Below are 20,978 nucleotides of genomic sequence, written 5' to 3' on the forward strand. Positions count from 1 at the left end.
TTGAACTATGAATAAGATTATTCTGACCACGCTTTTATTGATTCCTTCATCTTGGAGCCAAATTTCGGATAGAAATAAGGCCATTGATAGTGCTGCTGAACAATATGGCAAGGCAGCTTATGAAGAATCTGTGCGTCAGCACCTGAACTTGCTCAATGAATTTGGCATTACTGCTGAGGAAGCTAATTTTGACTTAGCCTTGAGCTACCAATTCAATGAGCAGCAAGAAGAAGCCCAAAGAAAATTCTTGGAACTGAGCGCGGCCAGAAACAAGGCCATTGCCTCTTCCTCAGCCAATCAAAATGGTGTTTTACACGGCAGAAGTGAAAAGTACCAAGAAGCGCTCCAAGCCTTTAAAACTGCCTTGATCAAAGATCCCAACAACGACATAGCCCGTTATAATTATGAGTTGTTGGCCAGATGGCTGGAAAAAAATGAAGACCAGCAAAAAGACCAAGAGCAGAATGAAAACCAAGACCAAAAGGAACCATCCAATTATGCCAAGCGCATGAAAGCACAAGCGGATAAGCTGGTGGATCAATTCAAGTTCCAAGAAGCATTGGATGTGATGAACAAGGCTTTGGAAATCGATGAAACTGTTTCTCACTATCAGGAGTTTATTAAGAACTTAGGAGACATTAATGAAATCAATGAAAATTAAAATAATTTGTTTTTCCATTGGAATGCTGATTTTCAACCTGACTGCAGCAACAGTGCAGGCCCAGACAGCCATGGCCTATTTTAACCAAGCCGCCAAGCAATATGTCAATACGGATTATGCCAAACTAGGAGAAATATTACAAGAAGGCCTACAAAAATTCCCCAATGATCCCAAGCTCAACGCCCTGAAAGAAAAACTGCAAGAAGATCAGGAAAAAGAAAACCAGGATCAAAAAGAGCAGGACAAAGAGCAACAGCAAAATCAACAAAACCAAGATCAGCAACAACAAGGGGACCAAAATCAAGAACAACAGGACCAGCAGCAGCAGGAAAAAGAATCCAAGGACGGCAAAGGTGAAGAGCAAACCCAAGAAGATGGTGCTGAAGAATCCGAAAAAATGGATGAAAAACGGGGAGAAAAATCCAATCGCCAAGAAGCCTCCGATGAAAAATCAACGCAAGAGAGTGACCTGAGCGAAAGAGAAAAAGCCATGGAAGAACTCCGACAGAAATTACAACAGATGAATATTTCACCAGAACAGGCAGAACAAATATTGGATGCGATGAACAATGCAGAGATGCAGTACATACAGCAAACCAAGAAAAAGGCCACCAAAAGACCTGACAAAAATCTTCCTGACTGGTAATCGATAAATTTCTATCACCTTTTAACCATAAGCCCAAATGAAAGAAGTTTATATCATCTCTGCGGTCAGAACTCCTTTAGGAAGTTTCGGAGGAAAGTTATCAGGATTGAGTGCGACAGAATTGGGTGCTCAGGCCATTAGAGGGGCACTAAAGGCAGCCCATATTGAAGCTGAGGTAGTACAGGAAGTCATCATGGGAAATGTTCTTTCCGCCAACTTGGGACAAGCCCCTGCACGACAGGCAGCCTTAGGTGCTGGCATCCATTATAATGTACCCTGTACTACGGTCAACAAAGTCTGTTCTTCAGGAATGAAATCCGTTATGTTTGCTGCACAATCCATCATGTGCGGTCAAAATGACATCATGGTTGCTGGAGGAATGGAAAGCATGTCCAATGTCCCCTATTATATTCCCAAAGCACGTTTTGGATATAAATTTGGTAATGGTGAACTGATAGATGGTCTGGCAAAAGACGGTTTACATGAAGTCTATTATGATTTCCCCATGGGCAATTGCGCTGAGAACACAGCCAAACACATGAATATCTCCCGAGAGGCACAAGACCAATACGCCATACAATCCTATCAGCGCGCTGCACAAGCTTGGGAAAAGGGTTATTTTAATGATGAAGTGATTGCTGTGGAAATGAAGGGAAGAAAGGGTGAAAGTATCATCATCGATGAAGATGAGGAGTTCAAAAATGTGATTTTCGAAAAAATCCCTGGCCTAAGGCCTGTTTTTGATAAAGAAGGTACGGTAACCGCAGCAAATGCATCAACCATGAATGATGGTGCCGCGGCGCTGGTATTGGTGAGTAAAGAGAAAGCTGAGGAGTTAGGACTACAGCCTATCGCCAAAATATTGGGATTTGCAGATGCCGCAAGAGATCCAATTTGGTTTACAACGGCCCCTGCCCTAGCCATTCCGAAAGCCATAGAAAATGCAGGTTTGAGCAGCGCTGACATTGACTATTATGAAATCAACGAGGCATTTTCCGCAGTAGCGCTGGCCAATCAACAGCAGTTGAACCTAAGTTCGGATCAGTTGAATGTATTTGGAGGTGCTGTGTCCTTAGGACATCCATTAGGTGCATCTGGAGCCAGAATTTTGGCTACCTTAAGTTCAGTATTGCAACATAAAAAAGGGAAAATTGGTGTAGCAGGCATCTGCAATGGTGGCGGTGGTGCTTCAGCCATGGTCATTCAAAACCTTAGATAAAGTATCATCTTTCAAAATCCTCTATGAATATTAAATTTCTTCCGGTCCTCATGCTACTCTTAGCCAATAGCAGCATACTTTTTGGCCAAGAAGAGATTACTACTTATTATGATCTGGAAAAAAGCCAAATCAAGGAAGAGTATAGAATGGTGGATGGGCACATCACAGGTCCCTATAAACTATACTATGAAAATGGAGCCCTACAGACTTCCGGGCAATGGAAAGACGGAAAAAGAGAAGGCCTCTTTGTTTATTTTTCTCCAGAAAAAGGGGACACTCTTAAAGTGGTCAATTTCAAAGATGACAAAAGAGAAGGAGAATCCTATTCCTATGATTTGGATGAAAACCTAATCCAAATAGCGCGTTTTGCTGCTGATATGCTTGAAGGAGAAATGAATACCTATTATCCTGATGGCTCCATAAAACAAAAAACAATCTTTTTTGCCAACAAACCTCACGGTCAGAGCATCCAATACTTCCCTTCTGGAGAGGTCATGAATATTGCCAACTATGATCATGGTGTCTTGGATGGTGTTTTCAAGACTTTCTATGAAAACGGTCAGCTTTCTTCTCTTGAGCATTATGAAGACGGTCAGTTAGAAGGGGAATTAGTCGCCTATTTTCCAAGTGGCAAATTAGAAGAAAAAGCCATATATAAAAGTGGCCAGCAAAACGGTGAATTCATCAGCTATTTTGAAAATGGAACCGTGGCCCAAAAAGGCCAATACAAAAATGGCAAACCGGAAGGCAAATTCCAGTCTTTCTATAATACTGGTAGTCTCAGGGAAGAAGCTGAATATAAAAATGGCATACCTTTCGGTCAGCAACGAATCAATTTCCCTTCAGGAAAAAAAGCTGAAACCATTGCTTATAATAAAGATGGCCAAAAAATATCACATGAGTTTTTTCATGAAAACGGAGCAGTCCACAAAATCATCAAGTTCAGCAATAAACTGCCAGAGGGAATAGTAAATGTATATGATGATCAAGGGAATACCATAGAAATCATCCCCTATAAACAGGGCCAATGGGATGGCAGCTATAAGCGTTTTGACCAAAATGGACAGATATTATTAGAGCGAAATTTCAAGGCTGGTCTCAAACATGGCGAAGAAAAAGAATATTATCCTAATGGGAAACTAAAGTCCATAACCACTTTTGACCTTGATTGGCGGATGGGACCGTATAAACATTATACAGAAAATGGCCTGCTTAAAGAAGAAGGCTCCTACTGGTACAACAAAAAATACCAAGAGTGGACATACTTTGACCAGGATGGTGCTATCTTAAAGACGGAAATTTTCAATAAAGAAGGTAAATTAATCAAATAATTTTGGGGAGAAAGAAAGGTTAAAAACATGCTAACCCCTATTTTTGTCCTTTAATATTTTATTGGTCGAACTAAGCCTCCTTTCTGGTTTTACCAGTTGGAAAAATAAAAACAGCATTGTCATGAATACAGCAATAAAAGAAACCCAATTTGAATTCCCAGAACAGACTGGATTCTATAAGGGGAAAGTTAGGGATGTTTATATGTTTAAGGATAAGATTGCCGTAGTGGCATCAGACAGAATTTCTGCTTTTGATGTTGTGCTCCCCCTTCCTATTCCTTATAAAGGACAAGTTCTCAACCAGATAGCAGCCAAATTCCTAAAAGCTACTGCTGATATTGTACCCAATTGGGTAACTTCTACACCAGATCCCAATGTAACCATTGGCAAAAAATGTGAACCTTTCAAAGTAGAAATGGTTATAAGGGGATACTTAGCCGGCCATGCATGGCGTGAATATAGAGATGGAAAAAGGAGTATTTGTGGCGTAAGCTTGCCAGAAGGACTAAAAGAAAACGACAAACTTCCTGAACCTATCATTACCCCTACCACCAAGGCTGATGAAGGTCATGATGAAGATATCAGCAGAGAAGATATCTTGGCCAAAGGAATTGTAAGCGCTGAAGATTATAGCATTCTGGAAAAATATACCCGGGCACTGTTCCTAAGAGGAACAGAAATGGCAGCCGAAATGGGATTGATCCTTGTAGATACCAAATATGAATTTGGGAAATACCATGGAGAAATTTTATTAATTGATGAAGTACATACCCCTGATTCTTCCAGGTACTTCTATGCAGAAGGCTATGAGGCCAATCAAGAAGCCAACCTTGCCCAAAAGCAACTTTCTAAAGAATTTGTCAGACAATGGTTGATTTCCAATGGCTTCCAAGGCAAAGAGGGACAAAGTGTCCCTAATATGCCTAATAATATTGTAAATGATATTTCGGAGCGTTATATTGAGTTATATGAACAAATAACTGGTGAAACCTTTGTCAAGGCAGACAACAGTGATATGATGGATCGTATAAAAACCGCCATTGCAGAAAACATATAAGCGAAGAAATACATAAAGTAATTAGGCCATTTTGACCAATGGCAAAATTTGTAAGTTAAATCACATGAAATACTCAGTAGATAAAAAAGAACAGTTTGTAGTTTTCACCCTATTAGAAGAAAAGCTTGACTCTCCCCTTTCCCCTGCATTAAAATCAGAACTATTAACTGTTCATGCAGAGGGATACCACAATTTGGTCTTGGACATGAGTCAGGTCAAATATGCTGATTCGAGTGGGCTAAGTGCACTCCTTGTAGGACACAGGACATTTACAGAAGATGGAGGCATCTTCATCATCTCTGCTCCTCAGGATCATGTAAACAAACTTATTAAAATATCCATGCTAGATAAAGTACTTACCATTGTGGACTCTCAAGAAGAGGCTGCGGATGCGATATTCATGCATGAAATCAACGGAAGTGAGGAAGAAGAGGGCAACTAAATTTGGAATTCACAGTCACCATTTTAGGCGCCAATTCAGCTGTTCCTGCGCACGACAGGCATCAAACTTCCCAAGTAATCAACGTAGGCAATGACCTATTGATGATTGATTGCGGAGAAGCCACTCAAATACAGCTACAAAGATATAAGGTTAAGTCTTCTAAGATAAAACACATCTTTATATCACATTTACATGGAGATCATTACCTTGGATTGATGGGAGTGATCTCCACTTTTCATTTAAACAAGCGAAAAGCTCCGCTTACCATTTTCGGCCCCAAGGGACTGGATGACATCATTACCACGCAGTTAAGGTACGGCAATACCCATTTAAACTATCCGCTTAAGTTCATAGCTACTAATCCCGAGAACAAGGAGCTATTATTGGATGCCAAAAGGTATCAGGTATTTAGTTTTCCCCTTAAGCACCGTTTACCCTGTACCGGCTTTTATGTCATCGAAAAGGCAAGTCAGAGAAACCTAATCAAAAAACAGTTATTGGCCCACCCTATGAGTATAGAAGCCATTAACACCCTGAAAAATGGTAAGGACTTTAAGGACGAAAAAGGACAAATCATTTATAAAGTAGATAAATTTGCTTACCCGGCTCCTCCTTTGCGACGCTATGTCTTTTGCTCTGACACCATATATGACCCGAGTTTAGTACCTTATATCCAAGAAGCTGACTTACTTTATCACGAAGCCACATTTATGGAGAACGAAGCCTACAGAGCAGCTCTCACCTACCATAGTACAGCAAAGCAAGCGGCAACTATCGCAAAAGAAGCAGGTGTGAAGAAACTGCTTCTAGGCCATTACTCCACAAGATATCAGGACCTTGAACCTTTATTAGATGAGGCAAAAGATCTATTTCCCTGTTCTGAACTAAGTATTGAAGGTGAAACTTATACTGTTTAAATTAAAATGGAAAAACAACTGGACTATTCTTTCCACAATAAAAAAACCAATCTTTTCATTATTCTAAGTGGCATCTTTCTCACCAATGCTATTTTAGCAGAGATTATCGGTGTAAAAATATTCTCTGCTGAATCGACTTTAGGCCTCAATCCTGCCAATATCAGTTTTTTCGGGGAATATATCCTTGATTTTAATTTAACAGCCGGAGCCCTGCTTTGGCCAGTAGTTTTTATCACGACAGATATCATCAATGAGTATTTCGGAAAAAAAGGCGTAAGAAAAATCAGCTTTCTGACCGCTGCCTTTGTTGCTTATATTTTCATAGCCATTTCAATTATTACTAATCTTCCCCCTGCACAATTTTGGTTGGATGTAAACAGCAGCACTCCAGATGGAGCTCCCTTTGATATAGATTATGCCTTCAACACCATCTTCAGACAGGGTTTGGGTATCATTGTTGGAAGTTTAACAGCCTTCTTGTTGGGTCAGCTTATTGATGTTTTTGTATTTCAAAAATTAAGGAAAGTTACCGGAGCAAAAATGATATGGCTCAGGGCAACGGGCTCCACCTTGGTCTCCCAGTTGATCGATTCCTTTGTGGTCTTAGGTATTGCATTCTATGTTTTTGGTAACTGGTCTATAGAGCAATTGATTGCTGTGGGCATCATCAATTATATTTACAAATTCACTGTGGCCATCATTCTTACACCATTACTATATCTTGCTCATGATATCATCGACAAATATCTGGGCAAGGAGTCATCTGAAAGGATGATGGAGGAAGCAGCTTCCGACACTTCTTTTTTATAGTTCCTCTTATATTTAACCCGAAATATGCATTAGCTTATCTACGCCGCGGCGCACAAGTATTACGGACTGAAAATGCTTTAAAATCAGATGCTTTGCTGCTGTTTTCGACTTTACCTAGCGGTAGACAGGTTCACCATCCGCCCTGCCTGAGCAGACAGGCACGGCGGATGCCTCAGTCTCCAAACAGCCTGATTTTCTTGCATTTTCAGCCCTCACTACGATTACTAATGTACAATCCGGGTTTAACTTGTAACCGCTTCCTCTTTATTTTTCTCCGCCAATTGCTGAGCTAGAATACTCCCCATCACAAGCTGTAGGGCGTGATAAAGCATTACAGGAAGTAAAATCACACCAAATGTCACTGGGTCTGGAAAAAGGACCTTTCCCATAGCGGCACCTTGAATAAGGGACTTCTTGGATCCACAAAATAAAACGGTAATCTGATCTGCCCGATCAAAGCCCAACAGCTTGCCTATTCCAAACATGGTCAAAGCCATCACTGTGAAAAGTAATAGCATCAAAGCCCCTAAACCCAATAAAAAGCCCCAACTTTCCTCTTCAAACATCCCTTGCCCCACCGCTGCAGAAAAGGCAGAAAACACAATCATCAATATGATGGATTGATCTATATATTTCAGTAATGTCCCATGCCTGTTGACCGCTTTTCCCAAGACCTTATGAAGGAGAAATCCTGCCACCACAGGGAATAATACCTGCAAACTCAGCTGCCAAAATGTATCCAACAAATCAAAACTCATATGGCTTCCTTTCAGAAACAACTCCATCCATACCGGGGTGATAAAAATCCCCACAATACTGGATATACTGGCATTGAATATCGCCGCAGGAATATTTCCTCCAGCAATGGAGACCATCACCACAGAAGCGGATACTGTAGAAGGCAATGCTGAAAGATAGAAGGCTCCAAGCCATATATTACTGTCTTCCTCTCCAAAAATGCTTTTGACTAAAAGTACGATCATCGGAAAGACCAAGAAAGTAGTGACCTGAATGAGCAGGTGGAGTTTCCAATTGGATAAACCCGACTTTAATTTTACAGGGTCCATTTTCACACCATAAAAGAAAAAGATAAAAGACACCCCATAATGGGTTATTTCTTTAAAAGGAATCACACTCTCTGGGCTTCCCCATTCTGGAAATAAATTCGCTAATAAAATCGTACCGATTAAGGCCAAAAAAAAGCCATTTAAGCCGGCCTTAACAATCACTTGTTTCAATTTGGTCATCTATTAAATAGAATTAAATCTTTCTTTTAAAATTATCACAAATCACGGCCGTAGCAATGGCTACATTCAAAGACTCTGCACTACCGAACTTGGGAATAGTCAGTCTACCATCTACCAAGCCTTCCAATTCAGCTGAAATCCCTTTTGATTCATTGCCCATAAGGATGATGCCTTCCCCATTTAAAGGGGCCTGATGTATATTTTCTCCATCCAAAAACGCCCCATAAACTGTTTGATCTTGTTGGGACAAATAGGTCTTCAGTGAGGTATAAAAAAACTGAATCCGTGTAAAAGAGCCCATGCTGGCATGTAATACTTTTGGGTTATAAAAATCAGCAGTTTGCTCAGAAAAAACTAGCTTCTTGATCCCATACCAATCGGCTATCCGGATAATGGTTCCCAAATTCCCCGGGTCACGGACATCGTCCAAAGCTATGGCCAATTCTCCTTCTTTTACCTCAAATGATTCATTTTCCTTGATCTTGGCCACTGCCAAGGCCTCATCATTGGTCTTGAAAGCACCTGCCGATTCAAGATTTTTAGAAGACACCAAAAAGCTTTGGCCAGAAAAGTCATCTACCAAATCAGTATGCTTTGCATAAAATTTTTCTGTATAAAGAAGTTGCTTAACTTCAAAATCAGATTGTAATAATTCCGTTACATTTTTGGCACCTTCGACAAAAAAAGCATTCTCTTGCTTACGGAATTTTTTCTGTTGTAAGGATTTAATAAACTTAAGCGTATTTTTGCTGATCATTAAGGTCGAAACATTGTGAATAAAACCAAATATATAAACTTTATACTATGCATACTTTTATTGACCTCCTGTTCCTTGACCAAGGGACTGGATGAAAATGAGTACTTGGTATATGATGTTGACCTGAAAGGAATCCAAGCCAGCAATGAAGCAAAGTTAAGAGAACTCATCAAACAAACCCCTAATACCCGCATTCCAATCTTTAATATTTCTCCCGGTGTACTCATTTATAATATCGGGAAAATGAATTATGACAGCCTAAAGCTTACCGAGAAGAAAGCAGATTATATCCAACAACAACATGAATTGGAAACCCTGCTTGAAGAACAACCAGGCAATAATCAGCTCCAAAGAAGGTTTTATAAAATTAACAATAAGATAGAAGACCTGAACAAAAAGCTAGACTACGGCAACTGGTTTATGAGAACAGGTAATCCCAAATCTATCTACGACAGCTCAAAAACTTATAATACTGAACGGGAAATGAACAATTACCTGGTAAACCATGGTTTTTTTGATGCAAAGGTCAGCACTGCTATTAAAAGAAATAAGAAAAAGGCTTTTATCACCTATAATATCTCAGAAAAAGAGCCTTATATCATTGATAGCCTTTATACCCGGTCCGATAATGAAAATATCTATCGGCTGCTCAGGGAAAATAAAAGGAATGAACTCATTATTCCCCAAACCAAGTATAACCAAGAAAACCTGACGAAAGAAAGGCAGAGGGTGGAAGAGTTGCTCAAAAACAATGGCTATTATACTTTTTCAAAATCCTATATAGAGTACAATGTCTATAAAGACACTGTAGACAAAACAGTTTCAATAGAACAACTCATCAGAAAACCAGCCTTTTCCCAAGACCATAAAGTATATACCATTGATTCGGTCATTTTCAATATTTCGACACCAACAGATGTCATTTTGGATCAAGAAGTCACGCGGGAATATGATGACATAACTTATATCATGTACAGAGACCGCTACTCTGAGAAGATCATTGACTCGAGGGTATTTATCAATAAAGGAGACCTTTACAGTCGTTCTGAAGTACTGGAAACCCAGCGCCAATTGGCCAATTTGGACATTTTCAGGTTCGTAAATATTGCCTTTGACACCCTTGGAAACAATATTACAACAAGAATCTACACCCAACCCAACGAAAAATATCAAATCACCAATCAGCTGGGTGCCAGTATAACAGAGCAGCTTCCTGGTCCTTTCTTCAGCCACTCCCTAAGGAACAGGAACCTTTTCCGTGGATTGGAAATTTTTGAATTCAATTTCAGGGCTGGATTAGAAGGGGTAGCATCGGCTACTACAGCTGGAGGAGTGTATAGAAGTAGGGAACTCAACACTTCAGCATCAGTAATTTTCCCTCAATTCCTCTTTCCCTTTAATAGAAAGGCCCTCAACCAATTTGGCCGTTATAATCCCAGAACTAGGACGCTTGTGGGATACAATTATGTGAATCGACCAGAATATGTACGAGAAGGCTTCAACACAATCATCGCCTATAGCTGGGCCACAAGAAACCAGAGACAGCAATATACCATCAATGCCCTTGATGCCAACCTGATCCGCTCAAACCTTGATCCAACCTTCGAAGAAAGGCTACTGGAACTGCAGGAACTAGGCAATAACCTGATCAACTCTTTTCAGTCATCCTATGTGAGTAGTATTTCAGGGCAGGCAATCATCAACTTCAACCAGTATGGTCTTTTCCAAAGAAACCGTTCCTCCTTACTTCGCTTATTTATGGAAAGTGGTGGTACTTCGATCAATTTCCTTAACAAAGCCAACTTCGAAAACAGAAGCTTGCAGTATTTCCAGTTTTTAAAATTCCAATCAGATTTCAGAAGATTTATTCCACTCAGCAGAAAAAGTACTTTCGCCTATCGTCTTAATGCAGGCCTGGCCATTCCCTACGGAATAAGTAATGGCGTATTGCCTTATGAAAAGTATTTTTTTGCGGGAGGTAGCACCAGCATCAGGGCTTGGCAACCAAGACGTCTCGGGCCAGGCTCATATACCCCAATTAAAAATGAAGAAGGTTATTTTGATTACCGCTATGAACAGCCCGGTGAAATCCTGATGGAAGCCATGTTTGAATTTCGACGAAAATTGTTCGGTTATTTTGATGGGGCCTTTTTTATCGATGCCGGAAATATATGGACCTTAAAAGAAGATCCGACCCGAGAAGGAGCCCAGTTTAAAGCAAAAGATTTTATTAGCGAAATCGCTGTTGGTACAGGCTTGGGACTTAGGATGGATTTTGACTTTTTGGTATTAAGATTGGATATGGGAATAAAGGCCATCGACCCGGCAAGGCCCAAGGGAGAAAGGTTCATTTTGGATCAACTCTCCTTCAAGAATCCATTGGGTGAAAAAGGACAGACAGTATTCAATATTGGTATTGGATATCCTTTCTAATCCATTAATTTTAGAATTTGATCAATTAATGACTATGCATAAAATCAGCAAAGAACAGATTTCAGAAGATTTTAAACTTATACAAGACCATATTTGCAAAGAACTTGAACTGGGCGATGGCAAAGCCCAATTCATTGAAGATCTTTGGGACCGCGAATTGGGCGGTGGCGGTAGAACCCGCATCATTAAAGACGGAAATATCATCGCCAAAGGTGGTGTGGCTTTCTCTGCCGTACATGGACCAACACCCGAAAAGATCCTGAAAAAACTAAAACTGGAGCAGGCCGATTTCTATGCCACCGGCGTTTCCATTGTCATTCACCCTGACAGTCCATTGGTTCCCATCATCCATATGAACATCCGGTATTTTGAAATGAGCAATGGTACTTATTGGTTTGGAGGGGGTATTGACCTTACGCCACATTATGTCGATTTGGAAGATGCCAAATATTTTCATACCGAACTAAAATCCACCTGTGATCAATTCAACAAGGATTTTTATCCAAAATTCAAGGAATGGGCAGATAACTATTTTTATATCGCCCACAGAAACGAAACGCGCGGCATTGGCGGCATCTTCTTTGACCGCTTGACGGCTACTGATGAAAATGATTTTGCATCTACCTTTGATTTTGTGAAATCGATCGGCTATATCTTCCCTAAAATTTACCGCTACTTTATGGCCAAAAATGCCCTGTTGCCATTTAATGATGAACACAGGAAATGGCAGGCATTGAGAAGGGGTCGCTATGTAGAATTTAACCTTGTGTGGGATGCTGGGACAAAATTCGGACTGGACACCAATGGACGTACAGAAAGCATATTGATGAGCATGCCTCCACAAGCAGAATGGGAATATATGAACATCCCTGAAGAGGGCACAGCAGAGGCCAAAACTTTGGAATATTTGAAAAAAGGGATTGACTGGTTAAGTTTATAATGAAGTGATAGAGACAATAAAAATATGGGATGAGGAGCTTTTTTTGTTCCTGAACTCCTTTCACTTTGATTGGCTTGACCCGGTAATGTATGCCATGACTAAAACCTTAGTGTGGGTTCCTTTATATGCTTTTTTGGTCTATATTATTATTAAAAAGCTGGGGCAAAGCAGCATCTGGATATTCATTGGGATCTTTTTGGCCATCCTGATTAGTGACCAAACGACCTCCGGATTTATGAAACCTTTCTTTGAACGGCCACGCCCTTGTCATGACCCAAGGTGGGAAGGCATCATGTTCAACTACAAAAGATGCGGGGGGATGTTTGGTTTTGCCTCATCACATGCCTCCAACACCTTTGCTTTGGCTACTTACCTCTGGCTCACCTTCAAACGCAAAGTACCTGGCTTTGGCTGGATGTTTCTTTGGGCGGCTATCGTAAGCTACACCCGGTTATACCTCGGTGTGCATTATCCTGCTGATCTCATCGTAGGAGCTATCGTGGGACTCCTCGCTGGATGGTTTTCATGGTGGTTGGTCATCAAGATAAAAATGACAGCCATTCGAAAAGTAGAAAAAATGGATGAATAAAATAAAAATAAGCCAGGTAAAGCATAATATCCTGGCTTTTATATTTTTTCAACAAGGCATAAATTAATTATCATATCCTTTGATCATTCTCTGGATATATTTGCCCACAATATCAAATTCCAAATTGACCTTGTCCCCTACTTTCAGTTGATGAAAATTGGTATGCTCAAAAGTATAGGGGATAATCGCTACAGAAAATCTTCCTGGACCTGAATTGAAACAAGTGAGGCTGGTGCCATTAATGGTAATAGAACCTTTTTCTACGGTCACATTCCCTTTGGTATCATCAAAGGAAAAATCAAACAGCCAACTACCATCTTTAGAAGAAATATGCTGAACAAAACCTACTTGATCAACATGGCCCTGCACAATATGTCCATCAAAACGTCCATTGGCAGGCATACAACGCTCCAAATTCACTTTTTTTCCTACCTCCCACTCACCTAAACTGGTTTTTTGAAGGGTTTCATCAATGGCAGTCACCCTATAATTTTCACCTTCTACTTTCACCACAGTAAGACAAACACCATTATGGGCAACAGATTGATCTATTTTTAATTCTCCTGTAATAGCGGAGCTTATATCAAAATGAATATTGGTACCTTCCTGGGTGATTTCTTTTATCTCACCCATGGTTTCTACAATACCTGTAAACATGAGAGTCTGCAAATTTAAAGTTCATAATATCAGGCAATAAACTAAATTGCCCTTTGAGAATTAAAATTAAGCCATTTAATCCATTAACTTAGCATTAAAAAGAAGATTCACTTAAAATAAGTTCATACATCAAGCATGTTAAAACTGGAGGACAGCTATTCTCATAAAGGCCAAAGAAAAGCATTGGTCAAAACACTTGAAAACAAGGGTATCATGGACAAAAAAGTGCTGAATGCCATCGGCACCATACCCCGACATTTCTTTTTTGACAGTGCCTTGCATTCCCATGCTTATGATGATAAAGCCTTTCCCATTGGTGAAGGTCAAACCATCTCCCAACCATTTACCGTAGCTTTCCAAACAGAATTACTCAATGTCCAACCAGGTGACAAGGTTTTGGAGATTGGAACGGGATCGGGATACCAGGCAGCCATTTTGTATCTACTAGGAGCAGAAGTCCACTCTATCGAATACAATAAAAAACTGTACCAACGAACCAAAAAATTCCTGCCCAAAATTGGTATCAATATCAACTTCTACCAAGGTGATGGTTCTTTGGGGCTGCCCGAGCAAGCTCCTTTTGATAAAATAATCGTCACTGCCGGGGCTCCAGTAGTCCCCAACTCTCTCTTAAAACAGCTAAAAATTGGGGGGATTTTAGTCATTCCTGTAGGTGATAGAAAAACCCAAAAAATGATGAAGTTCATCAAAAAAACCGCCAAGCAAGTAAGCCAAGAATCCTATAGCAATTTCGCCTTTGTCCCCTTACTGGGAAAAGAGGGGTGGGAATAATCCGAACAATATTCCAAAAACAAGTATTTTTTTAACCTTTATTGAGAAAATATTTTATATTTTCGTGAAAAACAAACACTAAATGACCAAGATAAAGAAAGTACAAGAGTCTGAAGTAATCATGACGGAAATGGTATTGCCCAATGACACCAATACCTTAAACAACCTTATGGGGGGCAAATTAATGCATTGGATGGATATTGTGGGCGCAATAGCAGCCCAAAAACATTCCAACCGCATCGTAGTGACCGCTTCTGCAGATAGTATTTCTTTTCAACACCCCATAGCTTTAGGGAACGTGGTCACCCTTAAGGCTCAAGTTACCCGCTCCTTTAATTCCTCAATGGAGGTATATATCGAGGTGTGGGCTGAAGACATACCTGCCAATATAAAAACAAAAACCCATAGGGCTTTCTTCACTTTTGTGGCTGTGGATCAAAATGGTCGACCTATAGAAGTACCAAAATTAGCCCCTACCAATGAGGAGGAAGAAGAACTTTTTGCCGGTGCCCTAAGAAGAAGACAATTGCGCTTGGTATTGGCTAAAAGAATGGATCCCAAAGACGCTGTTGAACTGAAATCTATATTTGGATTCGAAGACGCATTGGGCAAAAACCAATCTTCAAAGAACTAATTTATTTGAGCCCATTTTGTTCAAATATCTAATGAAATACCGTTTATTGGGTTGTTTGTCGATGTATTTTTAAGCATTTTAGCCATATGGAAGAAATTGATCTATTTAAGCTTGGATTGTTCATCGAAGAGGACATTGTCCTTATTCCTGAAGAAGCCAAAGAATTGTTATTGGCAAGAAAATTCAACAAATACAAGACTGATTTACCCTCCCAAAACTCAAAGGCGGATGAGCCTCTAGCAAGTCAAGGTGAAGGCACTTTAGCTGTAGAAAACAATGAATCCTCCCTATCCGCTACAATTGATTATGAGGGAGAGTTCGGTAAAGGATTAATGGTCATATACCAAGGGAATCTACTACCTGACGAACTCAAGGATTTTCTACTAAAAATCCTAAGGGCCGTTTCCCACTCCTTAAAGGATATTGCCTTGGTATCATCCACTCACTTGGAATCTTTGGACCATAGTGCCATCAAAAAGCTAAACCCACATAAGGTGTTGGTATTTGGCAGATTGAATCACCCTTTGGCCCATCTTAAAGAAGCCAATTATGAAGTGACTACTGAAAAAGACGTTGAATATATATTTGCCGATGACCTGCAGATCATTTTTGAAGAGGAAAACCTAAAAAGGAAACTTTGGAAAAGCCTTCAAGTGTTTTTTAATATCAACAAATAATCAAGGCTAAAGCAAAAAAATATATATCCATGCAGGACAAGAAAAAAATAAATGCCCTAAAGCGATTCAGGTACATCAGTATGGCAGAAGGCGCCTCCTTCCTTATTTTACTATTTATAGCCATGCCTTTAAAATATACACTAGACATGCCATTGGCTGTAAAGTATGTTGGGTGGGCCCATGGCATATTATTCATGGCCTATGTTTACCTGGTCTTCCCTACGAAAACCATACTCAACTGGTCATTTAGAAGAACCCTATTTGCTTTAATTGCATCAGTCCTTCCATTTGGTCCATTTCTATTTGATCGCAAAATAAAGAATCAATTAAGAGATATTGAGGTTACTAATGAATAAGCAGTTACTAATTGAAATTGATCGAAAGAAAAAAACATATTTACCCAATCAATAGAGGGCTCAGAAGGTACCTGATCAAGTATGGAAGGGAAATAGATATCCCTATCCATTATAAGGAATTATTACGCTATGTGAGCTCTATTTCTCTTTATGATTCCAAGGGAAATGATACCTTATGGGAAACCGTTTTTTATAATGAGCAGGACCGGGAAGACATCCATTATAACCTTAAGAAAATTTACGCTATCCTAAAAGCCGAAGGGGACATGAGTGTCATGCAACACTTGTATGTTGATCGTGTAGACATATGTACTTACGGCAATACCCAGCCTTTCAGGGTAAGGATTGTAAACCGCATCAATGACAACTTTGATTATTTTTATGTAAAGATGGCTGATGCCTCCAGGGTATATGGTTTGGAATTAGAGCATCTACTCTCCCCCAACAGAATGGGTTATCTCGTCTACAAGGATACCCTTGTAGAAGAACATATTGCGGGAATACCGGGCGAGCAGTTTATGCGCCAGCACATACACGATCCACTGCTCAACCCTATTCGAATATCTAAGGAATTTGTAAAGTTCAATGAAAGGTGTTTTGTACGCCTATTGGGAGATATGCACTCTTCTAATTTCGTCGTAGACGTAACCCCTGATTTTGAGGAAATCCACTATAGGATAAGGGCCATTGATTTTGACCAACAATCATATGAAGGCAAAAAATCAGTTTATCTCCCTCAATATTTTAAGCAAAACAATACCTTGATCCAGTTGGGCATCAAACATATCACACCAGAATCCATGGCCCAATACCAACGAGAAGAAAGGGCCTTAATCGCCCATAGGTTAAAAACTTCAACCAAAGAAATTGAAGACATCCTGTATAGTATGGAAAGGGACACTATTTCCACCCCGGAAAACATCGACAACCTAAAAAAAGATCTCTCCAAACATTATAAAACCAGTGCATTCCTGGATTGTAAAAACATGGGAGAAATACTTCGGCTGAGCCTAAGACAAGTCCTACATAAATAATCATAGCTTAATTAGCTATATCATTCGATGCTTATTATTTTTCCCAAAACAATCTAAGCATTTTTATTCCTCCTATTGCTGATTGATCTAAAATTGCAGTTGGCAGCCCCCTAAACCCTAATTCGCAGAATTCTTGAGTCAAACTTTCAAAAGTCTACAGATATCATTTAAAAGATATTCCTTGGCATAGTATATGCTTTATTTAGGTTGGTTATGCGGTTCATTTTCATCGCAATTATTGATGAAGAGATAGATGCAAATCATTGTACCCTCAATCAGGATTGAGCCCAATAATTAAATTTTGAACCAAAAATAAAAACGAAGATGATTCAGACTGAAAAAAGAGTTTTTAAGAAATTAGGTTACAACAAACAGGAATCAGAAAAGATCGTAAATTCATTAAATAAATTGCTGGCAAATTACCATGTCCACTATCAAAAGCTCAGAAACTTCCATTGGAATGTCACTGGTGGAGACTTCTTTGATTTACATGAAAAATTCGAGGAGCTGTACACAGAATCTTATGAAAATATTGATTTGATAGCCGAGAGAATCCGAGTATTTGGCATGACACCACTGAGTTTGATCAGGGAATACCTTGAACACTCAGAGATCAAAGAAGTAGGAACAGACTTACCGTCTGATGATATGGTAAGAGAAGTTTTGAAGGATTTTGAAATATTGGCCGAAAACATGAATGAATGTGCCGAAAATGTAGCAGAGCTCGGTGATTCAGCCACAGAAGATATGTTGATCGCCATGATCAAAAGTATAGAACTCCACCATTGGATGTTGACCTCGTTTTTGAAATAAAAAAAATCCCCGGTTTTAGAACCGGGGATTTTTTTTGCCTTATTTTTTCTTGGAATTAAGCCGCGTTTCTGGCTGCATTGATAATTCCAAACATTGTTCTCAATATCAATTTCTGTAAGATGGTATTTTCTTTGCCTGCATCCAGCATTTCCTGAATAGCAAATTGTTGAATAGTTATCAAAGGCAATACTATCTTTTCACGTATTTCAATTGACTTCTTGCTCACTTCATTGTCCTCAAGAAGTGTTGACATTCCAGAAACCTCTAGAATCTTATCAAAGGATCTTTGATATTCTTCGTGCATCAATGCCCAGAAATCTCCATAGGTCTTATCATCCTTCAAGTAAGCTGTAGCAGGGTAGAATGATTTGGCGAGTGATTGCATGGAATTCCCCATGAGGGATCTAAAGAACAATGAGTCTTGATAAAGCTTAACCACTTGATCTTTCTTACCCCTTTTTTCCATCTCATCGATGGCTTTACCTACACCATAGAATCCAGGAATATTTTGTTTCATTTGCGCCCAAGAGCCCACAAAAGGAATGGCCCTCAAATCTTCAAATTTCATCCCCTCTCCTTTACTTCTCTTCAGCGGTCTAGATCCAATATTGGTCTTTCCGAAGAATTTAAGCGGCGTTACTTTCTCCAAGTAAGGAACAAACTGTGGATGGCTCTTGAATTCTTTATATGCCTGATAACTGATATCAGCCATTTCATCAATAAGAGCCTTTTGATCCTCCGTCAGTCTATTATCCACTGTAGGGTACAAATGATTTTCCAATCCAGCACTTAACAGTTGTTCTAGGTTATAGGTACAAGAAACCGGCTTGCCATAATTCGCAGAAATGGTCTGTCCCTGAATGGTAACTTGGATTTCCTCATTTTCCACTTGGTCACCCAAAGAGGCATAGAAATTATGCATATTTCCACCACCTCTAGCAGGAGGCCCCCCTCTTCCGTCAAAAAATATGACACTAACATCATACTTTCTGGACATCAATGTCAGGCCTTCTTTAGCTCTCAAAATAGACCAGTTAGCTCTAATATAACCTCCATCTTTGGTCCCATCAGAGAATCCTAACATAATGGTCTGCTTGCCACCTCTTGATTTAAGGTGCTTAGCATACACAGGATCGGTATACAACTGTTCCATAATTCCTGGAGCAGCGGCCAAATCATCGATAGTCTCAAATAATGGAACGATATCCAATTTAAGATTGCCTTTTGGTGCAAGTGTCAATTTGTTCAACTGGTATACTTGAAGTATATGCAGTGCAGATTGACAATTGGAAATAATATACCTATGAAGTCCTTCTGTACCATTATTATCCTGTACATAGCTGATGGAAGCAATGCTCTCCAACATCTCCTGATGAAATTCATCCTTAAGACTCTGAGGACTTGGCAATGTTTTGAAGTTGAGAATCTTCTCGATCTTCTCTTTCTCTGTTGCGTCTTTGTATGCAGCTAGAGCATCCTTCCCTTCAGTTACCTCGATGATTTCTTCCCATAAAGCCTCATGCTTACGGCTGTCCTGTCTCATGTCCATACTGGCAAAGTAGAAGCCAAAGACATTTACTTTCAGAATATACTCATCTAAAAGATCCAAGAACAAACCATCATGCTTTTCAATGATGATATCTCGGGCTTTTAGCAAGACCTCCAAAAGCTCTTCTTTGGATTTGAAGACTTTTTCGCCACTGAAAAGAGTTTTATATATCCCCTTCTCTGCCTCAAGCATCAATGGTTCTACCCCTGTGAAAGTCAATCTTCTTCTTACTTTCCTAATGTCCCTGTATAGACATTTCAAAATAGTTTCTTGGAGCTTGTCCGCAACACTCATGGTGATTTGATGGGTCACAAAAGGATTACCATCCCTATCACCACCCGGCCAGAATCCAACTTTCAGCAAGTCAGGGTTGTCCCATTCATGTAGAGGGATATCCAATTTTCTCAAAACTCGAGCCAGGATATCTGGAATACTCTTATAGAAAACATGCTCTAAAAACCAGCAAAGACTGACAGCCTCCTCATAAGGAGAAGGCTTTTCCCTATTGATAAATGCGGTTTTCCCCAATTGCCTCAACAAAGAATCAATGCTGCCCAGATCGTTATTCCTGATAGCAGTCTCCAAATCAGTGATGATGGCCAATACATTACCAGGATAAAACTGGGTTGGGTGAGCAGTTAATGTAAGTCTGATAGAAAAAGTTCTTAGCTTTTCTATCAATTCTTCTTTCTTTTTATCGCTTTCAGCCCTTGAAATCAATGCATTCATGGTCCCTTGCCCCTTTACATCATTGATTTTCTCAAAAGCAGCGTCCTCAATTGAATCAAACAATACAACCTGTCTTTCCACATACTGAACCAATTGGAACAACAAATTATGCTTCTCTTTCATTGAATGAGAAGACATCATGCCCTCAAAAAACTGGTTAATAATCTCTTTAGGTGTTTTACCTTCTTCAAAACCCTTATGACAGGCCGATGACAATATCGGGAGCAATGTCCCCGTACGATAAATATCATCGAAAGGTAAATCAAGAAATAAACTGTTATAAATGGTAAACCTTTTGGCCACCTCAGTCTGGTAGGTATTTGACATGGTTTAAAGTAATGTTTTATTAAAATTTCAACTTAATCAAAACATGGTAGTACAAATACATTTTGATCAAAAACACTGCAATCTAAAGAAAATAATTCACAAAAACCGACTATTTTTTAAATTTTAATCAAAAAAACAGCCATTTTTCCGACATTTTATCAATCAGTCAGCATTTTTAATCAAAAGTATAGTTATATAAATATTCGAACCTATTTCACTAAGTTCACCCAAATATATTCTACCAAAAAGCTATATATAAATTTATCATTTTTTCCTCAAGTTCTATGCCTAGGGACAATCATAATATATATTTACCTTCATAATTTCATATAAATCTATCCAAAACGTGAAGACATTTATC

21 protein-coding genes are annotated in these 20,978 nt (G+C 39.5%); 17 read left to right on the plus strand and 4 right to left on the minus strand.

Features of this window, described 5'->3' with window-relative positions; all coding sequences use genetic code 11:
- Positions 1-7 precede the first annotated feature (7 nt).
- The 8 genes from KZP23_RS19400 to KZP23_RS19435 all read left to right on the plus strand — a co-directional run bounded on the left by KZP23_RS19400 (position 8) and on the right by KZP23_RS19435 (position 7,083).
- On the plus strand, positions 8-661 hold the full coding sequence (locus KZP23_RS19400) for a tetratricopeptide repeat protein (RefSeq protein ID WP_226333419.1): 654 nt from the start codon (positions 8-10) through the stop codon (positions 659-661).
- On the plus strand, positions 651-1,307 hold the full coding sequence (locus KZP23_RS19405) for a hypothetical protein (protein ID WP_226333420.1): 657 nt from the start codon (positions 651-653) through the stop codon (positions 1,305-1,307). Before KZP23_RS19400 ends, KZP23_RS19405 begins: the two co-directional genes overlap by 11 nt.
- Before the next feature lie 37 nt (positions 1,308-1,344).
- Positions 1,345-2,526 (plus strand): acetyl-CoA C-acyltransferase, encoded by a 1,182-nt coding sequence (locus KZP23_RS19410; protein ID WP_226333421.1) that lies wholly within the window; start codon positions 1,345-1,347, stop codon positions 2,524-2,526.
- A gap of 23 nt (positions 2,527-2,549) precedes the next feature.
- Entirely contained in the window at positions 2,550-3,857 is a 1,308-nt protein-coding gene (locus KZP23_RS19415; protein ID WP_226333422.1) for a toxin-antitoxin system YwqK family antitoxin, read from the plus strand.
- A 121-nt stretch (positions 3,858-3,978) separates the two neighbouring features.
- The gene (locus KZP23_RS19420) at positions 3,979-4,914 is read left to right on the plus strand and encodes a phosphoribosylaminoimidazolesuccinocarboxamide synthase (RefSeq protein ID WP_226333423.1); all 936 of its coding nucleotides are present in this window, start codon (positions 3,979-3,981) and stop codon (positions 4,912-4,914) included.
- Between the two features lie 64 nt (positions 4,915-4,978).
- Positions 4,979-5,356 (plus strand): STAS domain-containing protein, encoded by a 378-nt coding sequence (locus KZP23_RS19425; protein ID WP_226333424.1) that lies wholly within the window; start codon positions 4,979-4,981, stop codon positions 5,354-5,356.
- A 2-nt stretch (positions 5,357-5,358) separates the two neighbouring features.
- Entirely contained in the window at positions 5,359-6,273 is a 915-nt protein-coding gene (locus tag KZP23_RS19430) for a ribonuclease Z (RefSeq protein WP_226333425.1), read from the plus strand.
- 6 nt (positions 6,274-6,279) lie between these two features.
- Entirely contained in the window at positions 6,280-7,083 is an 804-nt protein-coding gene (locus KZP23_RS19435; protein ID WP_226333426.1) for a queuosine precursor transporter, read from the plus strand.
- Positions 7,084-7,325: 242 nt separating this feature from the next.
- On the opposite strand, the gene KZP23_RS19440 is transcribed toward KZP23_RS19435, so the two are convergent.
- Positions 7,326-8,330, minus strand: a complete 1,005-nt coding sequence (locus tag KZP23_RS19440) for a bile acid:sodium symporter family protein (protein WP_226333427.1) — start codon at positions 8,328-8,330, stop codon at positions 7,326-7,328.
- Between the two features lie 13 nt (positions 8,331-8,343).
- Complete coding sequence (locus KZP23_RS19445) at positions 8,344-9,087, minus strand: TrmH family RNA methyltransferase (RefSeq protein ID WP_226333428.1); 744 nt, start codon at positions 9,085-9,087, stop codon at positions 8,344-8,346.
- 15 nt (positions 9,088-9,102) lie between these two features.
- On the opposite strand from KZP23_RS19445, the gene tamL reads away from it, so the two are divergent.
- Genes tamL through KZP23_RS19460 form a run of 3 tightly spaced genes read left to right on the plus strand, consistent with a single transcriptional unit; the run spans position 9,103 to position 13,049 of the window.
- Positions 9,103-11,520, plus strand: a complete 2,418-nt coding sequence (gene tamL, locus KZP23_RS19450) for a translocation and assembly module lipoprotein TamL (protein WP_226333429.1) — start codon at positions 9,103-9,105, stop codon at positions 11,518-11,520.
- A gap of 34 nt (positions 11,521-11,554) precedes the next feature.
- Positions 11,555-12,460 (plus strand): oxygen-dependent coproporphyrinogen oxidase, encoded by a 906-nt coding sequence (gene hemF, locus KZP23_RS19455; RefSeq protein ID WP_226333430.1) that lies wholly within the window; start codon positions 11,555-11,557, stop codon positions 12,458-12,460.
- Between the two features lie 4 nt (positions 12,461-12,464).
- Entirely contained in the window at positions 12,465-13,049 is a 585-nt protein-coding gene (locus KZP23_RS19460; protein WP_226333431.1) for a phosphatase PAP2 family protein, read from the plus strand.
- 63 nt (positions 13,050-13,112) lie between these two features.
- Here the strand turns inward: KZP23_RS19460 and KZP23_RS19465 are convergent, their stop codons facing one another.
- A complete protein-coding gene (locus KZP23_RS19465) occupies positions 13,113-13,706 on the minus strand; it encodes a riboflavin synthase (protein ID WP_226333432.1) in 594 nt (197 codons plus the stop codon).
- Positions 13,707-13,841: 135 nt separating this feature from the next.
- On the opposite strand from KZP23_RS19465, the gene KZP23_RS19470 reads away from it, so the two are divergent.
- The 6 genes from KZP23_RS19470 to KZP23_RS19495 all read left to right on the plus strand — a co-directional run bounded on the left by KZP23_RS19470 (position 13,842) and on the right by KZP23_RS19495 (position 18,012).
- On the plus strand, positions 13,842-14,498 hold the full coding sequence (locus KZP23_RS19470; protein WP_226333433.1) for a protein-L-isoaspartate(D-aspartate) O-methyltransferase: 657 nt from the start codon (positions 13,842-13,844) through the stop codon (positions 14,496-14,498).
- A gap of 82 nt (positions 14,499-14,580) precedes the next feature.
- Positions 14,581-15,132: an acyl-CoA thioesterase gene (locus tag KZP23_RS19475; protein WP_226333434.1), complete on the plus strand. Its 552-nt coding sequence runs from the start codon at positions 14,581-14,583 to the stop codon at positions 15,130-15,132.
- An 86-nt stretch (positions 15,133-15,218) separates the two neighbouring features.
- Positions 15,219-15,809 carry a hypothetical protein gene (locus KZP23_RS19480; RefSeq protein ID WP_226333435.1) on the plus strand — a complete coding sequence of 197 codons (591 nt, stop codon included), beginning with the start codon at positions 15,219-15,221 and terminating at the stop codon, positions 15,807-15,809.
- A gap of 29 nt (positions 15,810-15,838) precedes the next feature.
- Complete coding sequence (locus KZP23_RS19485) at positions 15,839-16,165, plus strand: DUF3817 domain-containing protein (RefSeq protein WP_226333436.1); 327 nt, start codon at positions 15,839-15,841, stop codon at positions 16,163-16,165.
- An 11-nt stretch (positions 16,166-16,176) separates the two neighbouring features.
- Positions 16,177-17,199 (plus strand): hypothetical protein, encoded by a 1,023-nt coding sequence (locus KZP23_RS19490; RefSeq protein WP_226333437.1) that lies wholly within the window; start codon positions 16,177-16,179, stop codon positions 17,197-17,199.
- Positions 17,200-17,523: 324 nt separating this feature from the next.
- Positions 17,524-18,012, plus strand: a complete 489-nt coding sequence (locus KZP23_RS19495) for a Dps family protein (RefSeq protein ID WP_226333438.1) — start codon at positions 17,524-17,526, stop codon at positions 18,010-18,012.
- A 55-nt stretch (positions 18,013-18,067) separates the two neighbouring features.
- On the opposite strand, the gene KZP23_RS19500 is transcribed toward KZP23_RS19495, so the two are convergent.
- Positions 18,068-20,617: a phosphoenolpyruvate carboxylase gene (locus KZP23_RS19500; RefSeq protein WP_226333439.1), complete on the minus strand. Its 2,550-nt coding sequence runs from the start codon at positions 20,615-20,617 to the stop codon at positions 18,068-18,070.
- Positions 20,618-20,978 lie beyond the last annotated feature (361 nt).

This window comes from Echinicola marina (assembly GCF_020463795.1).
GTDB classification, from domain to species: domain Bacteria; phylum Bacteroidota; class Bacteroidia; order Cytophagales; family Cyclobacteriaceae; genus Echinicola; species Echinicola marina.

Coding starts and splice junctions, on each gene's coding strand:
- KZP23_RS19440 (WP_226333427.1), bottom strand. CDS start 8,330: ATGACCAAATTGAAACAAGTGATTGTTAAGGCCGGCTTAAATGGCTTT.
- KZP23_RS19425 (WP_226333424.1), top strand. CDS start 4,979: ATGAAATACTCAGTAGATAAAAAAGAACAGTTTGTAGTTTTCACCCTA.
- KZP23_RS19415 (WP_226333422.1), top strand. CDS start 2,550: ATGAATATTAAATTTCTTCCGGTCCTCATGCTACTCTTAGCCAATAGC.
- KZP23_RS19465 (WP_226333432.1), bottom strand. CDS start 13,706: ATGTTTACAGGTATTGTAGAAACCATGGGTGAGATAAAAGAAATCACC.
- KZP23_RS19495 (WP_226333438.1), top strand. CDS start 17,524: ATGATTCAGACTGAAAAAAGAGTTTTTAAGAAATTAGGTTACAACAAA.
- KZP23_RS19480 (WP_226333435.1), top strand. CDS start 15,219: ATGGAAGAAATTGATCTATTTAAGCTTGGATTGTTCATCGAAGAGGAC.
- KZP23_RS19410 (WP_226333421.1), top strand. CDS start 1,345: ATGAAAGAAGTTTATATCATCTCTGCGGTCAGAACTCCTTTAGGAAGT.
- KZP23_RS19435 (WP_226333426.1), top strand. CDS start 6,280: ATGGAAAAACAACTGGACTATTCTTTCCACAATAAAAAAACCAATCTT.
- hemF (WP_226333430.1), top strand. CDS start 11,555: ATGCATAAAATCAGCAAAGAACAGATTTCAGAAGATTTTAAACTTATA.
- KZP23_RS19485 (WP_226333436.1), top strand. CDS start 15,839: ATGCAGGACAAGAAAAAAATAAATGCCCTAAAGCGATTCAGGTACATC.
- KZP23_RS19470 (WP_226333433.1), top strand. CDS start 13,842: ATGTTAAAACTGGAGGACAGCTATTCTCATAAAGGCCAAAGAAAAGCA.
- KZP23_RS19445 (WP_226333428.1), bottom strand. CDS start 9,087: ATGATCAGCAAAAATACGCTTAAGTTTATTAAATCCTTACAACAGAAA.
- KZP23_RS19420 (WP_226333423.1), top strand. CDS start 3,979: ATGAATACAGCAATAAAAGAAACCCAATTTGAATTCCCAGAACAGACT.
- KZP23_RS19400 (WP_226333419.1), top strand. CDS start 8: ATGAATAAGATTATTCTGACCACGCTTTTATTGATTCCTTCATCTTGG.
- KZP23_RS19405 (WP_226333420.1), top strand. CDS start 651: ATGAAAATTAAAATAATTTGTTTTTCCATTGGAATGCTGATTTTCAAC.
- KZP23_RS19475 (WP_226333434.1), top strand. CDS start 14,581: ATGACCAAGATAAAGAAAGTACAAGAGTCTGAAGTAATCATGACGGAA.
- KZP23_RS19500 (WP_226333439.1), bottom strand. CDS start 20,617: ATGTCAAATACCTACCAGACTGAGGTGGCCAAAAGGTTTACCATTTAT.